15 protein-coding genes are annotated in these 15817 nt (G+C 30.0%); 8 read left to right on the top strand and 7 right to left on the bottom strand.

Features of this window, described 5'->3' with window-relative positions; genetic code table 11:
• Positions 1–68 precede the first annotated feature (68 nt).
• A complete protein-coding gene (gene hemA, locus FPB0191_RS05385) occupies positions 69–1355 on the bottom strand; it encodes a glutamyl-tRNA reductase (protein ID WP_039104517.1) in 1287 nt (428 codons plus the stop codon).
• A 346-nt stretch (positions 1356–1701) separates the two neighbouring features.
• Between hemA and lolB the strand changes: the two genes are divergently transcribed.
• Both lolB and ispE read left to right on the top strand, forming a co-directional pair.
• Entirely contained in the window at positions 1702–2328 is a 627-nt protein-coding gene (gene lolB, locus FPB0191_RS05380) for a lipoprotein insertase outer membrane protein LolB (RefSeq protein WP_162485157.1), read from the top strand.
• Between the two features lies 1 nt (position 2329).
• Positions 2330–3190, top strand: a complete 861-nt coding sequence (ispE, locus tag FPB0191_RS05375) for a 4-(cytidine 5'-diphospho)-2-C-methyl-D-erythritol kinase (RefSeq protein WP_039104513.1) — start codon at positions 2330–2332, stop codon at positions 3188–3190.
• A gap of 227 nt (positions 3191–3417) precedes the next feature.
• Here the strand turns inward: ispE and FPB0191_RS05370 are convergent, their stop codons facing one another.
• Entirely contained in the window at positions 3418–3828 is a 411-nt protein-coding gene (locus FPB0191_RS05370) for an Rrf2 family transcriptional regulator (protein WP_039104511.1), read from the bottom strand.
• Positions 3829–3902: 74 nt separating this feature from the next.
• A complete protein-coding gene (gene hcp / locus FPB0191_RS05365; RefSeq protein WP_039104509.1) occupies positions 3903–5564 on the bottom strand; it encodes a hydroxylamine reductase in 1662 nt (553 codons plus the stop codon).
• A 1011-nt stretch (positions 5565–6575) separates the two neighbouring features.
• On the opposite strand from hcp, the gene FPB0191_RS05360 reads away from it, so the two are divergent.
• Complete coding sequence (locus tag FPB0191_RS05360) at positions 6576–7607, top strand: acyltransferase family protein (protein ID WP_052236797.1); 1032 nt, start codon at positions 6576–6578, stop codon at positions 7605–7607.
• A gap of 1402 nt (positions 7608–9009) precedes the next feature.
• Positions 9010–9351 carry a translesion error-prone DNA polymerase V autoproteolytic subunit gene (gene umuD, locus FPB0191_RS05350; protein ID WP_082018241.1) on the top strand — a complete coding sequence of 114 codons (342 nt, stop codon included), beginning with the start codon at positions 9010–9012 and terminating at the stop codon, positions 9349–9351.
• 97 nt (positions 9352–9448) lie between these two features.
• On the opposite strand, the gene FPB0191_RS05345 is transcribed toward umuD, so the two are convergent.
• The 3 genes from FPB0191_RS05345 to FPB0191_RS05335 all read right to left on the bottom strand — a co-directional run bounded on the left by FPB0191_RS05345 (position 9449) and on the right by FPB0191_RS05335 (position 12068).
• Positions 9449–10225, bottom strand: a complete 777-nt coding sequence (locus FPB0191_RS05345; protein WP_039104506.1) for an endonuclease — start codon at positions 10223–10225, stop codon at positions 9449–9451.
• 660 nt (positions 10226–10885) lie between these two features.
• Positions 10886–11521 carry a hypothetical protein gene (locus FPB0191_RS05340; RefSeq protein WP_039104503.1) on the bottom strand — a complete coding sequence of 212 codons (636 nt, stop codon included), beginning with the start codon at positions 11519–11521 and terminating at the stop codon, positions 10886–10888.
• 304 nt (positions 11522–11825) lie between these two features.
• Positions 11826–12068 (bottom strand): zinc ribbon domain-containing protein, encoded by a 243-nt coding sequence (locus FPB0191_RS05335; RefSeq protein ID WP_039104501.1) that lies wholly within the window; start codon positions 12066–12068, stop codon positions 11826–11828.
• Positions 12069–12276: 208 nt separating this feature from the next.
• On the opposite strand from FPB0191_RS05335, the gene FPB0191_RS05330 reads away from it, so the two are divergent.
• Positions 12277–12612, top strand: coding sequence for a zinc ribbon domain-containing protein YjdM (locus FPB0191_RS05330; RefSeq protein ID WP_039104499.1), 336 nt, complete (start codon positions 12277–12279; stop codon positions 12610–12612).
• A 263-nt stretch (positions 12613–12875) separates the two neighbouring features.
• A complete protein-coding gene (locus tag FPB0191_RS05325) occupies positions 12876–13388 on the top strand; it encodes a GNAT family N-acetyltransferase (RefSeq protein WP_039104497.1) in 513 nt (170 codons plus the stop codon).
• A 40-nt stretch (positions 13389–13428) separates the two neighbouring features.
• Here the strand turns inward: FPB0191_RS05325 and erpA are convergent, their stop codons facing one another.
• Positions 13429–13767: an iron-sulfur cluster insertion protein ErpA gene (gene erpA / locus FPB0191_RS05320; RefSeq protein ID WP_039104496.1), complete on the bottom strand. Its 339-nt coding sequence runs from the start codon at positions 13765–13767 to the stop codon at positions 13429–13431.
• Between the two features lie 204 nt (positions 13768–13971).
• Between erpA and hemL the strand changes: the two genes are divergently transcribed.
• Positions 13972–15252 (top strand): glutamate-1-semialdehyde 2,1-aminomutase, encoded by a 1281-nt coding sequence (hemL, locus tag FPB0191_RS05315; protein ID WP_039104494.1) that lies wholly within the window; start codon positions 13972–13974, stop codon positions 15250–15252.
• 33 nt (positions 15253–15285) lie between these two features.
• The gene (gene bcp / locus FPB0191_RS05310; RefSeq protein ID WP_039106698.1) at positions 15286–15750 is read left to right on the top strand and encodes a thioredoxin-dependent thiol peroxidase; all 465 of its coding nucleotides are present in this window, start codon (positions 15286–15288) and stop codon (positions 15748–15750) included.
• Positions 15751–15817 lie beyond the last annotated feature (67 nt).

The raw sequence follows: 15817 nt of genomic DNA, 5'->3' as shown, positions 1-15817 counted from the left end.
CCTAATTAACTGTTAAAATTTTTAAAACTGCGTTTAAATAAAGGTTTTTGATAGATGAATTTAACTTGCTAATGTTCTTTAAGGCCAAGTCCATGACTTAACACTTTTAAACAGTTACAGCAATTTTGACTGGCAGCTTGAAGTAGAGATTGCGTCGGGGCATGAATAAGTCGATTAGTGAGTTGATGAGAGAATTTAGTCATAATTTCATCTATATCTCCGCCCTCTTTAATCGCGTTGATAGCTTTATGGGTTAATTCTGCTTTAATCATTTCAGCTTGACTTCGATATTGTTTAATTAATGCTACTGCATTTCGTGAGCGTAACCATTGCATGAAAAGGTTAGCTTCTTCTTCAATGATAAGCTCTGCTTCTTTAGCTGCAATTAAACGTTGTTCTAAATTCGATTGAACAATTTGTTGCAAATCATCAATTGTATAAAGATAAATATCATCCATGTTACTAATTTCGCCCTCAATATCACGAGGTACAGCCAAATCAATTAATAACATTTTTTGATTAACTGAATTAAGTTGTTTACGAAGCGCCATAGATCGCTCCACCATACCTTTTCCAATAATGGGTAATGGACTAGCCGTAGAACTGATGACAATATCAACCTCTTTCAGTCTCACAGCGATATCTGGTAGCGCAATGATTTCCGCATCTAATAAATTCGCTAAATTTAATGCTTTTTCACGCGTTCTATTAGCAACAATAATATGGTTAAATCCATGCGGCTTGAGATAACGAGCAATGAGTTCTATTGTTTCACCTGCTCCCACGAGCATAACATTCAGCTGTGCTGGATTTTTGAATAACTGTCTGGCAATAAGGCATGCGGAATAAGCAACCGAAGCAGAACTAGAACCGATATTCGTTTCCGTTCTAATACGTTTAGCTACATGGAAAACCCGTTGAAATAATTTTGTTAACTCAACAGATAAACATTGATTCTCATGAGAATAAGCATAAGCTTGTTTAACTTGACCTAAAATTTGCGGTTCACCAATTATCATTGAATCAATCCCACAAGCAACTCGAATTAAATGCTCAACTGCATGATGATCGGTATACCAATATAGGTTAGCTTTAAATAATTGAATATCTAAATGATGAAATTGGCTTAACCATTGTTCTGCAGAACTTTGCAAACGCACTAAATCTGATGCCTGCTGATAACTAAAATAGATTTCAGTACGATTACAAGTGGACAAAATCACGCAACCGTCAACCAACGGATGTTGATAAAGACTATACAATGCTTTATCAATGGATTCTGGTGAAAATGTAACTCTTTCCCTTAAACTAACCGATGCTGTTTTATGATTAATACCTAAAATTGCAATAGACATTGTTAATATTCAATTTTCCCAACGCTGTGAGCAACATTATTCATGCAACAATTTAGTCAATAAATTGGGGTATAAAACGATGAAAAACTCATACGTAATTACCTTATTTATATTGTCTAAAATGATTTGAATAGCATAATTACATGTGATTTCATTAAATATAAGAATTGGTTATATAACTCATGAATCACAGCTATTTAATTATTAAAAATGATATGGCGTAATTATACATTAAAATTAATAAAAGTTAATGAATTGCTTTCATAGTAAACATATTTCCCATAATGAATATGTTTAGCTATAATAGCTTATAGCCATACTACTGTTGAAATTGTCAATGCTAAATATGAAAAAACCCATTAACTTATTGTTTACCCTGCTGTTATCCTGTTTAATCACCGCTTGTAGTTTTACTCAAAATACCCCAATAACCGAAAACCAATCGCAACTAAAGCTGCAACGTCAAAATCAACTTAAGCATATCACTGCCTTCCAGATTACCGGTAGCTTAAGCTATTTTGCAGAAAAATCACGCTACTATGGTCGGTTTTACCTTAAGCAAACATCGTATAATAATTATCAACTAAAACTCACTACTCCAATCGGAACCTCTATCTTTTCATTAAATGTCACACCAAGTTATGCAGAATATACTGATAATAAAGGCAAAACATATCACGATGTTAATGCAGAGCAATTAATGAAAAATATTACTGGTATGGACATGCCTTTAAAGACCATGACGAAATGGTTGATTGGTTATTCAAACGATCTGGCTACCGATAAGTTTGATAACGCAGGAAGACTGCTCAATTCTAAATTATTACAAGCCAATCAGACTTGGGATGTATCATTTAATAAATATAATAAAGTTAGATTTAGCGGTAGTAATATAGATCTGCCAACAATCATTGAACTTAACAATTCAAATAATAAACTTCGATTAACCATCAGTAATTGGAAATTAAATTAATATGAAAATCTGGCAATCACCGGCAAAATTAAACCTGTTTCTCTATATAACGGGTAAACGAGCTGATAATTATCATAATTTACAAACATTATTTCAATTTGTAGATTTATGTGATGAGTTGCAATTTTCCAGACGTCAGGACAATCGTATTACCCTAGCAACCCCCATTAAAGATATTGATGACAATAATAATCTTGTTATTAAAGCAAGCAAATTATTACTGGAATATGCCCATACTCATCATCTGACGCTACCAGAACAATATGGCATAACAATTCACATTAATAAAAAGTTGCCTATTGGAGGGGGACTTGGTGGTGGCTCGTCTAATGCGGCAACAACGTTGGTTGCATTAAATGAAGTATGGCAATTGCATTTATCTGTTAATCAACTTATGACGCTTGGTAAGTCATTAGGTGCAGATGTGCCTATTTTTATTTATGGGCATAGTGCTTTTGCTCAAGGTATAGGCGATTTATTAAAATCTGTCGCAATTCCAGAAAAGTGGTTCTTAATTATTAAACCAAATATTGAGATTTCCACGGTATCTATATTTAAACACCCTGAACTTAAACGTGACACTGTCACTAGAGATATTGATCAATTACTTAATAATTCGTTCGAAAATGATTGTGAGCCAATAGTAAGAAAGTTATATCCTATCATTGACCGTATAATCACATTGTTATCCACTAAAGCCCCTACCCGTTTGACGGGTACAGGCTCTTGCATCTTTTGTGAATGTGAATCATTACAACACGCTCAAAAACTACAATTATTTTTAAATAACCAATTTTTACCTACAGATAATATAACGAGCTTCTTAGCTAAAGGATGTAATAAGTCACCACTTTATCAATGAGTAATCTATTTATCAGCCTAAATAGGCGTGATAAGAATTATGTTAAACCTAAATAACCGACTAAAGTCTTAATCACTTTTCTTATATATGACTGTTTCAAATACTAGTTGAAATTAAGTTATTTAGGTTATTTTTTGAAACAGAATATCACGATGTATTTTTTCCGAAGATTATAATGTTATGTTTAATAATTAAAATTAAATAATGGAATTTTATATTATCGAATTCTATTTTTTTAATAGGTTTTCATTAACCATTAAATCATCAATGGTATATTGTTCCAATTGCTTTAAAAAAGCTTCTTTAGCATCGAGAAGATAATTCTTTAATAGGCAAAATTGACTTATCTTACAAGCTGATGGTTGACAATTCAGTAATTCCATCTGTTCTACTTGCCTTATCAATTTGCCTACATTTATATCTTTACTGGCTATCTTTAATTTAATCCCGCCACTTTTTCCTTGTTTTGTTTCGATATAACCCAATTTACTTAAATTATAAACAACTTTAACCAAATGATTATTGGATATCTTATAATATTCACTAATTTGAGTAATAGTCACTCGTTCTTCATCAGTTAAAAACGATAAATAAAGAAGAACTCGGATACTATAGTCAGTGAAATTAGATAATTGCATTTACATTTCCATGATAAATAATTGGGATTATATTCAAAAATACATAAAATTAAATTCATATCTTTCAAATCTACTCAAGAATTTAAGATTTGATTTAAATCCTTATCAACACGGGTAGTCTTATGCAAATCAAATTTTTCTTGTAAAACCTGTAGTAGATTGTCCGTTAAAAATTCAGGCATAGTCGGACCAGCATAGATCCCCTTAATACCTAATGATAAAAGTGTTAATAAAACAACAATAGCTTTTTGTTCAAACCAAGATAATACTAACGTTAAAGGTAATTCATTGACACTACAATTGAGAGCCTGACTTAACGTTAGGGCAAGTTGAATAGCTGAATAAGCATCATTACATTGACCTATATCAAGTAATCTAGGGACACCATTAATGTCACCAAAATTTTGCATATTAAATCTAAATTTACCACAACCTAAAGTCAAGATAATGCTATTTCTGGGCACATTATTAGCCATTTCATAATAATAATGGCGTTCACTCTTACTACCATCACATCCACCAATTAAGAAAAAGTGTTTAATATTGCCTAATTTAATTTCCTCAAGGACTTTAGGTGCAACATTTATCAATGTATTTCTTGCAAAACCAATCGTAATATAATGTTCCAGTTCGGTATAACTAAAACCGCTTTGATTTAATGCACAATCAATTACCTGACTAAAATCGTTATTCTTAATATGTGTCACACCTGGCCAACCAACAATACTGCGAGTAAAAATCCGATCAGCATAACCTCGTGTGAATGGATTGATTAAGCAATTTGATGTCATCACAATTGCACCAGGAAAATTAGCAAATTCAGTTTGCTGATTTTGCCAAGCCGTTCCATAGTTTCCAACTAAATGAGAATATTTCTTAAGCTCCGGATAAGCATGAGCGGGTAACATTTCTCCATGGGTGTAGATATTGATTCCTTTACCTTGCGTTTGTTCCAGAATAAGCCGTAAATCATGAAAATCATGGCCCGAAACTAAAATACACTTTCCAGCGATTGGTTTAGTATTAACTTGTGTAGGTATCGGGTGACCAAATGAAGTTGTCACTCCATTATCCAACATTTCCATTACTTTGTAATTTAATTGACCTACTTGCATAGATAATTGGAAAAGTTGATCAATATCTGTTGGATTATTACCTAATATACTCATAATTTGGTGATATTCAGTATATATTTCTTGATTAAATTGATTTAATACCGCAGCATGTTCCATGTATGCCGCTGTACCCTTCAAGCCATATAAAACTAATAGACGTAATCCGATCACATCCTTACCAACGCTATCTTGCTCACGATTTAACATCACCAAAGTAGATAATTTTAAAAATGCTTCTTTAGTCTTTGGATAATTTAACTGTGCTGCATAGGTATATGATGGCAGATTATCTTTGAAATTATGTGCAGCTTCTTTTGCTAATTTTTCTAATGTTAGACTATTTTTATCAGCCTGTTCAAGATATTCTAACATTCTATCTGCATCAAAATTAACATTCGTTAGTGTAGAAAAAAACGTTTGAGCTGACCATCTATCAATGTCTCTAACTACAATGCCATATTTTCGGCAGAGTGTTGCCCAAAATGATACCCTTTGCAAACTAGCCACTAAAACATCTTGCAAATCTGAAACTTCAGCGGTCTTACCACACATTCCTTTTGAATAACTACACCCTTTTATATTTGATTTTATTATTGTTTGCTCACACTGAATACAAAACATGATTTCACCAGTCTATTTTACTTTCCCAAAAGATGTATATAAAATACATGTTTTAAGCGTGAATGGAAAGTAAAATGATTTTTATTTATTTTATTTAATAAATCAGAGAGTTAAGGAATAATAATTAATATTTAGTTTTACTATTAATGATATTTAAACATTATTCCAAAGCTACGGATAAAATTCTTTTAATACCGTTTTCATTCTTATTTTTGGTAATCAAATAAGATTAAAAATTTATCGACAATAAAACGTGAAAATGAGATTAAGTTAATAGATTAATTCTGTATTATGCAATAGCTCGGAAAAGCTATCTTCATCAACCGTTCAAGATACTATAAACCCCATAGTATAGGAAAAGTTTGATTTAACCATCTGTCAATCTATCTAATCACAATGCCATATTTTCGGCAAGGAACAGCCCAAAATGATACTGTATGCAAATTACCTATTAAAACACCTTGCAAATTTCAAACTTCAACAGTTTTAGCACACATTTCTTTATAATATGTTCAACGCTTTATTTTTGATTTTATTGTTGTTTGTTCACACTGAATACAAAACATAATTTCAGCAATCTATATTTTTCTAATAACAGATAGATAAAACTCATATTTAAAAGAAGGATGGAAGATAAAATGGTAATTGTTTATTTTATTTGTAAATAGAAAAGTTAAGAAATAATAATTATTATTTAATTTTGGAGGATTTATAACATCATAATGTTATATTTTATTTTCATATTTAGAAAATATATTTATAATTATTTTTCTTAAAAAACATTATTTGTTGTGACTAATAAACAATTTATAATGAGAAATAATTTTATTAATCAATTATTTACATATTTCTTGTTTACCATGAGTTTCTTATAAATTTATAATAATGAATACTTATTATAATATTTAGTTCAATTCTATGATCATATTATGTTCAATCATATCTCTTTTTATATCTTTTTTTATTTTGCATAGGATAAATTTTAGCAATAAAATTAATAATAATTATGGTGTGATATCTATAACAGGCTCTAGAGCATTTCTTGCTGGTTTCGTAGCATTATCCCATTCTAATCACTTTCTTTATACAATGAATGGAAATAAATGGATTTTTGATAAGGACCATAAAATTTACTTTGGATTAGATAATTTTTATTCTAATTCAGGCAAAGTTGGGGTATTGATATTCTTCATGATATCAGGTTTTTTATTTTATAGATGCATTTACAATCCAAACTTTAATGCTAAAGAAATGATAAAAAAACGAGTTTTAAGAATAATCCCAATGTATTGGTTTTCTTTGTTATTAATAATTGCTTTTGGCTTATTTTTTTTAGATTTCAAATTTAATCTTATTGCATTTATACAATCAATAAAATGGGCCTTATTTATTGGAAATTATAAGATTGGCAATTTATCGACAGCAGATATAAATCAGGGTGTTGAATGGACGCTTAAAATTGAGTGGCTTCTCTATTTGTCAATAGTAATTTTATCTATCTCTTTGAAGAAGTTTAATAACAAAATAAAAGATTTATTTGTAATAGTAAGCATATTATTAATATTATCAATTGCAACTTTAATGAGAATTTATTGCGATTTTTACGTTGATCCTAGACCTACATTAGGATTTTTTACAGGATTTGTTGCCTTTAAATTAAGTGATAAATTAAGCATATTGAAAAATAATAATATTGCATCAATTATAGCTATCTTTTGTTTTATAATTAGTTTTTTTATTACTTCAAATACTTTTTACTACATCCTTATTTTTCTCTTTTCATCAATATTTTTCCTAATTATTTCAAGTGGCAACAATTTATTCACCTTTTTATCTAATAAAACAATCGTATCATTAGGTGAAGTTAGTTATAGTATCTATCTACTCCATGGATTAGTATTATCTATTTTAGTTAGATTCATTCCTGATGGAACTCAATTGAATTATTTTACTTGTATAGCTTTTAGTGTGGTATTCTTCTTAAGCACTGCATTTATAGCAAAAATAACCTATTTGTTTATCGAAAAGAAATTTTATACTTAATGATCACAGTCCAGTAAATTTTTTAAGTTATTTTATTAAAACAATATTAAGTTAGATTATATGAAGCATATGATACTATCAGAATCCTAGTAAATAAGATTATGGTAGTATCGTTATGAATAATATTAAACACATATATTTACACTATAAATAATTTATTGATTATTCTATTTTAATGTAATAGATTTTCCATTCACGCTGAGTTTATAACTCATCTATTTTAAATGGCCAAGGACATTCATCGAAATAATAATACTATCAGTTGCAAACCTTTATATTCTCTTAATTTGAATATTATTGTATATTCCATAACCAATTAATTTAGATATTAACTGTCATTATTAAAGGTTTGTTGTATCTTTTTTTTCTTTTTTTTCCTACGCTTTTTTTTATAATTTGTCACATTTATATTATTTACAGGTTTTGTTAAATTAGTTTTTTTGTTAATAATAAATCGTTCAATAACTAATTGAATTAAAACAAATATTACCGCAAATGAGAATAGATAAATAAGAAATGTATAGAACTCGCTATTATTATTATGAGAATGAGAATGAGTGTAAGATCTTCTAATATGTGGATGATAAGTACTCCTAGAATACGCAAGTGCACAATGACTATTAATACTTTGAATTGCAATAAGGAACAATACTGCAATCTTAGTAATTTTATTTCCCTTTTTTTGTAACATATTTATTATCATTCTTATGAGTTTCCTGCATTTATTATGCTGAACTACTTACCTTTAGTTTTGAATGCTATATATTATATTCATTTTTTTAAATAGCAATAATTTACATAATGCAGAATATATAATTTGTTCTATCACTCTGTGAATTTTAAACGAGAAAAAACCATATTGAGTGGATTTATTTTAAACAGACGTATTTAAATATTTTTCTTATTTGTAGATCAAATTCTCCTTGTGCCAAAATAGCTCTTCCTGTTAAATCATTTAACTTTTTCAGTATATCAGAAACCGATAGGGTAGTTTTTTTTAATATCACTATTTATATATGATGATTCATTTTAAGAATTAATTATTCTATCTGAATTACATATAAGACATCTTTTTTATAGTGAGGAATCAATATAAACCAGATAAAATCAGTTAAGTCTACTGCAATGAGGTGTTCCGATTCCAATTACTCTATTCAGGCTAACTTTCATTTTGTAAAGAGTACAATATTTAATAGCTATTTAAATTTGCTTATTATTTAATGATCAACAAATCTTCTTAGATTTAAGATTTCGATAAATTTATTTCATTCGTTAGTTCTATTTTTATGTTAAATCTATAACTTAATGATCTGATAATAATCTATTATTTAATACAATTCCTTAAAAAATCATTTTCAAGAATTATACATTCAACGCTATCATTTCCTATTATACTGTATAAATGAACAGAGATAACGTTAACAAAATTGACTTAAACCAATTATTAATAAAACACCCTTACGCAACTTATATTTTAAGAGTAAGCGGTGAATCAATGAAAGATGGGCGAATTAATGATGGTAATATAATTATAGTTGATTCAGCTAAAGAACCAACCCATGGTGATATAGTCGTGGCAGCGATTAATGGCGAATTTACTGTAAAAAAACTACAACTTCATCCTCGTTTGGCTTTGATACCGATGAATCCAGACTACAATCCTATCTACTTGGATTCGCTAGGTGATATTGATAATAATATTATTTTTGGTGTAGTAACACATTCAATTGAAAAAATAAGTTAATATCAAAGACTATCATATTGTAACATTGATATTAACTTAGCTTTTCGAACGAATTTAGGCTAAAAAACAATTCTAAATCATCCTTTGCTATGATTAATCATTTTAAGCATTGTTGACTGATAAACTTATTTTCATTACCTTGAATCTTGGCAATCAGCTTGTTGCGTTCACATTCCCAACGTTCTGGCGGATGCAATTTATCCCATGCTAACATTAACTGCTTATTCTGTTTTGATAAAGTTATATGATATTTATCAGACATATAAAAGTAAGTACGTGCAATTATGCCCCGAATTTCATCGCGTGGTTGAAATTGACGAAGTTTAAAATCTACAGCAGTTTGACACTTTCCATATTGAGTAAATTTTTTAGTAAATAATGAATATTGATAATTAGAACGATCGCCATTTACTTCACCAATAGCAGGTTGTAAATTATGCATATCACCTTCCATTTGATTAAAGGTTTTATCTTTTTTACAATTCTTACGCCCACCATTTTGCCAACATTGTAAATTACGTCCAAAATTCTCTGCTGGCATAACATGTTCCCACTCGATTCGAGAAGCCCTGGTTTCATTTTTACGTGACTTATAACCACATTTTTCGAAATCTACCATCCCCTTTTTATTAATAAATTTAAATTCACAACCACAATAGAAGGTTAAGGTCGATGGATTATCATTATATAACTTAATTAATTGTGTTTTTGCTTTAGTGAAATTTTGCCTGTTTGGGGCAGGATCATCAACGACAATTTGACTAATAGCTCCGTTAGAAGAATTAACAACATGATAATTTTTGTTAACTGCTTGGCTATTAAAGGAAAAAATTACGAAAGTTATAAGTAAAATCAGCTTTTTCTTAAAGTCCATTTATAGAATTCCTAATGCACTAAATCACCTTAATGTACCTCAAGGCGTTAAGATTTATGCGATATTAATCGCATTTTTGGCAAATTATACTTTCAAAATTTTACGAACTCAATAATTATAAAATTATAAATTTGTTTCTTAATATTGATCCTAAAATTTAGATGAAAAGACTCTGTTTCATTTCTTACAATTTGTTATATTTAGAATAAAAATTTCCAATTTTAGAAAAAACAATTAATTGATACGAAAAAGTTTTAACTAAAAATATATAAATCAAAACTAAATATTGAGATAACAGGTCTAATACATTTAAATTGTTTAAAGTAGTAATTTGATGTACTAAACAGAAGAAGTGTTGAATTTAATATTAAATAAGTGAAAAAAGAGATCTAATTTAATAATATAAACATCAAAGGGTTAAGTACTATTTAAGAATAATTTTTTAATTAAGTGATCTTATTTAAATAGTACTGTTTTATCGAAAACTAAGAACTTGATCTACAGATAACATTGACGTCCTTATCTAGGCTAATGATTACATTATTAATGTTGGACTTAAAGTAATTTAAAAGATAGGTTATATCAGCTAAATATTGAAATTGTTATATTTAGCCAAATATAACGAAGTGATAAAAAAAAGAAATTAATTGAATATATACACTAATTTATATAATCAATATTGCCAAAATCTGTAATTTCACCATATTTATCAACAATATAATAATTAGGTGGGATTTGGATTTTAAAATCACCGTAATATGAACTCACTACTGAATCACTTGTTGATGAGTTGGGCGCTGTAAGTTTTTCTAATCCTAGAATTTCTTGATTGGATAGAGTCCAATTAATCTGTCCTGTATAGCTATCGATCATTTCTAATTGGAATTGATTATTTACTTTATTTTTAACAATCACATAATCTGTATCAGAATAAAGTATTTCTGCATCAATGGAAAAAGGAGTGTTGACTAAACGTCCAAAATTAGGAATGATTTCACCACTTATTGCATCTAAGCCAATATAAGAATCACCATTTTGTTTAATTAAAACCGCATTTGTATCGTTTGTATCTTGATTATCAGTAAGAAAAGTTGCTTTAAATAAGTAACGTTCTTGTTTGTTTGTCTCTGGATACAAAACAAACGCTGTTCTGGAATAAGAATCAATCGGAGTATTTTTATCCTTTAAACTGATTTCGTCAGCATTTTCATTTAAATAATTACTTTGTTGTAAGGATCGATTTTTAGCTCTCTCAAACCGATTAAAATATTGGAAGGAAAGTAAAGCAATAAGCATTAATAGTACTAAACAGATTAAAATCCGTTCGATAAATCTTGAACGTCTATACTGATGATTAACGTTAATTGACCTTAAATTTTTATCCATAGATAGAGAATTTTTACATCGAATACAACAAATAGGGGTTTCTTCTGATAAAGATATCATATTGTTGCAACGACATTTTGGGCATTTTATTAGTTTTTTATGCACACTCATTTCATTAATAACTTTAAGTAGAAATCGTTTTAGTATTATAAAGGCTATTGAAACAAAAATAATCAGTTATTTTTAATCACAATTAATCAATATGTTATGAAAATTATTGATTCCTTCTCCATGCTGGTAGTTTTTTTAAAATGGTATAAGCTGTGTATTTAGCGGTATTATTATCCATTTTGTAAGTTTGGATATAATTGGCAGTTAATATTGAAAGTTTTTGCTCAAAACTCATCATACTTCCATCAGGATTAGCACAGTATTTACAATAATTCTTTGAAATATCATATAATGGATATTCAGAAATTTGTGTCATTGGCATGCCACAAGCAATACACATTTTCATGTTTAAACCTTCAAGATGCCATTAATTTATCTTATGCTACTCTGAGGTCGTTAGCTTTTCAATACTACTAGTCCGATAAAACTAATTATTTAATTTATTATTGGTTATATCCGTTCGCTAATCTTTATTTTGAAATGGTAATTCATGACTTTTAGGCTTTTTTTTGCTATATTACACGCCATTTTTATTTAAAAAGGTAACTGTAATAATGGAATTAATACCTAACTGCCCTATTTGTAAATCGGAACATACTTATCATGATGGCACATTTTTCGTCTGTCCTGAATGTGCACATGAATGGAATCCTGATGAACAATCAAATGTGTCGGAAGGATTACAAGTTAAAGATAGCAATGGTAATTTACTCGCTGATGGCGACGATATTATTCTAATTAAAGATTTAAAATTAAAAGGCTCTTCTACCGTTCTTAAAAAAGGCGCAAAAGCTAAAGGAATTCGTTTAGTTGAAGGTGACCACGAAATCGATTGTAAAATTGATAATATGAAAATTATGCTAAAAGCATGTTTTGTTAAAAAAGCATAATTGCGTTATTTTAATGCTGATTTATATCAGCATTGACTTGCTTAAGAGCATTTCAACACAAATCTTAAATATTACATTTCGCCGTAAAATTGGTTTAAATAAAAAAATAAAGCATACAAAATTTACCATTTCAAACTAAACTAAAAATCTACAAGAATTCTAATTGTCTTGTTTTTGAATAACCAAAATTATCAATTAAATTATCAATAAAAATGTTGTATGATTCGCATAGATATAAATTCTAACTTAATAATATTTAAAATATGACCGAATTCAATAATGATATAACCTTTAAAAAAGCTGAATTGAATGACCTTCCTTACATTGTTGATATCTATAATCAGACCATACCTAGCCGAATGATCACAGCTGATACTTCCCCCGTAACAGTGGCAGATCGCATTACATGGTTTGAAGCTCATAATACAACTAACCGTCCTTTATGGCTTATTCAATACAAAAATAAACCATGTGGTTGGGTAAGTTTATCTACTTTTTATGGCAGACCAGCCTTTAATAAAACAGTAGAGGTAAGTCTTTATATTGAAGAACAATATAGAGGAAAAAAAATTGGTCAATATACCATGCAAACCCTAGAAAAATATGCGCAAGAAATTGGTATATGTAATATCTTTTGTTTTATTTTTGGTCACAATCAACCGAGTCTAGCATTATTTAATAAATTAGGTTACCAAAAATGGGGACTTTTACCCGGAATTGCGGAACTTGACGAAATAAAGCGGGATTTAGTGATATTAGGTAAACAACTAAAATAACAACTCCCGCGTTAAACGGGAGGTAATCCGCTAAATTTAATTAAACACTAAAAGAAGATCCACATCCGCAGGTGGTAACAGCATTAGGGTTGTCAACAACAAAGCGTGATCCTTGTAATCCTTCAACATAATCAATTGTGCCACCAATCAAATACTGTAAGCTCATAGGATCCACAACTAAAGCGACACCATTTTTTTCGATGGTTAAATCATCGTCATTTACCTTTTCATCAAAAGTAAAACCATATTGGAAACCGCTACAACCACCGCCAGTAATATACACACGCAACTTTAAATTTAAATTCTCTTCTTCAGTAACCAATGACTTTACTTTGTTAGCTGCGGCATCGGTAAAAACTAATGGCATTGCACTACTCATACTACTCTCCTACTTTGATTTGCTTTATTAAATTTTCAGCAAACTATAGAAATTTTAATAACAAATTTATTATATTATAACTCATTCAAGGACAAAATAAGTAAATTAAATAAATCTACTAATATGCACTGTAAAACAACTCACTTGAATTCAAATGTTTTTTATGAATAAATAACCTAAATTAATTTTCTTTGAGAGATGATAATGAATAAATCTGAATTACTTTATCAAAAGGCATCACACATTATGCCCGGTGGTGTTAATTCACCTGTACGTGCCTTTAATGGCGTGGGTGGCACCCCAATATTTATACAAAAAGCGGATGGCGCCTATATCTATGACGTAGACGGCAAAGCTTATATAGATTATGTTGGCTCGTGGGGTCCAATGATATTGGGTCATAATCATCCTGAAATTGCTTCTGCCGTAACCAAAGCGATTCAACAAGGTTTAAGTTATGGCGCACCAACCGAAATTGAGGTAAAACTAGCTAATCTTGTTTCAAGTATTATACCTTCAATTGAAATGATCCGTATGGTTAATTCTGGAACAGAAGCAACGATGAGCGCCATACGGTTAGCGCGTGGTTTTACTAAAAGAGATAAAATTATCAAATTTGAGGGTTGTTATCATGGCCATGCAGACTATTTATTAGTAAATGCGGGATCGGGTGCATTAACCTTCGGTCATCCTACGTCACCGGGTGTTCCACAAGATTTTGTCAAACATACTTTAGTTTGTAATTATAATGATTTAAATTCGGTGAAACAGCGTTTTGAACAATATCCAGAAGAAATTGCTGCAATAATTGTTGAACCGGTGGCCGGTAATATGAATTGTGTACCGGCTAAAAGTGAATTTATATCCGGTTTACGTCAATTATGTGATGAATATGGTGCATTATTAATCATTGACGAAGTCATGACAGGTTTTAGAGTAGCCCTTGGTGGTGCGCAAGAGTATTATGATGTTATTCCTGATCTTACTTGCCTAGGTAAAATTATTGGTGGTGGAATGCCTGTCGGGGCATTTGGTGGGCGTGCTGAAATCATGCAGCAATTAGCGCCAACAGGTCCGATATATCAAGCTGGAACATTGTCTGGAAATCCAATTGCTATGACAGCCGGTTTTACGGCTTTAAATCGACTTAATGATGTTGGTATATATCAACAATTAGCCGATTCAACTGCTCAACTCTGTGAAGGATTATCATACGCTGCTAAACGTCATAATGTACCCTTTGTCACCAACTATGTTGGGGCTATGTTTGGTCTCTTTTTTACAGATGTAGAAGAAGTCACCAGTTATTCAGACGTAATGAAAAGTAATATTGAATTATTCAAAAAATTCTATCATCATATGCTTCTTGAAGGTGTCTATTTTGCTCCATCCGCATTTGAAGCAGGATTTATGTCACTGGCTCACAGCGATAGAGAAATCAATCATACGATTGATTCTGCCAATCGTTTTTTCAAAACACTTTAACAATTTAGTTTTTCTATAGGTAATAATGATATGATTAAACCACTTCAAGCAGGTGAAAACGCCCCTGAATTTTCACTTCCTGATCAAGATGGCGAGATAGTAAGTTCCAAAGACTTTAAAGGTCAGCGTGTTTTAATTTATTTTTATCCCAAAGCGATGACACCAGGATGTACAGTGCAAGCATGTAATTTACGTGATAATTTCGAAGAATTTGAAAAGTATCAGGTCGCTATTATTGGCATTAGTACCGATAAATCGGAAAAGCTTTATAGATTCGTTGAAAAAGAATTACTTAATTTCATTTTATTATCTGATGAGGAGCATAAAGTAGCGCAAGCATTTGGTGTTTGGGGTCATAAAGAATTCATGGGGAAAAGCTATGATGGCATTCATCGCATCAGTTTTCTCATTGACCAACATGGTAAGGTAGAACACGTTTTTGATGACTTTAAAACAAATAACCATCACGAAGTCGTTTTAAAATACTTAAGAGGTTAGTTTAATCTATAATATTGCCTAAAGTTTGTCGATATTAATATAAATAGGCGTCTTTAAGACGCCTTAT

It is taken from the genome of Frischella perrara (assembly GCF_000807275.1).
Taxonomy (GTDB): domain Bacteria; phylum Pseudomonadota; class Gammaproteobacteria; order Enterobacterales; family Orbaceae; genus Frischella; species Frischella perrara.
This window is presented reverse-complemented; position numbering and strand designations above follow the sequence as displayed.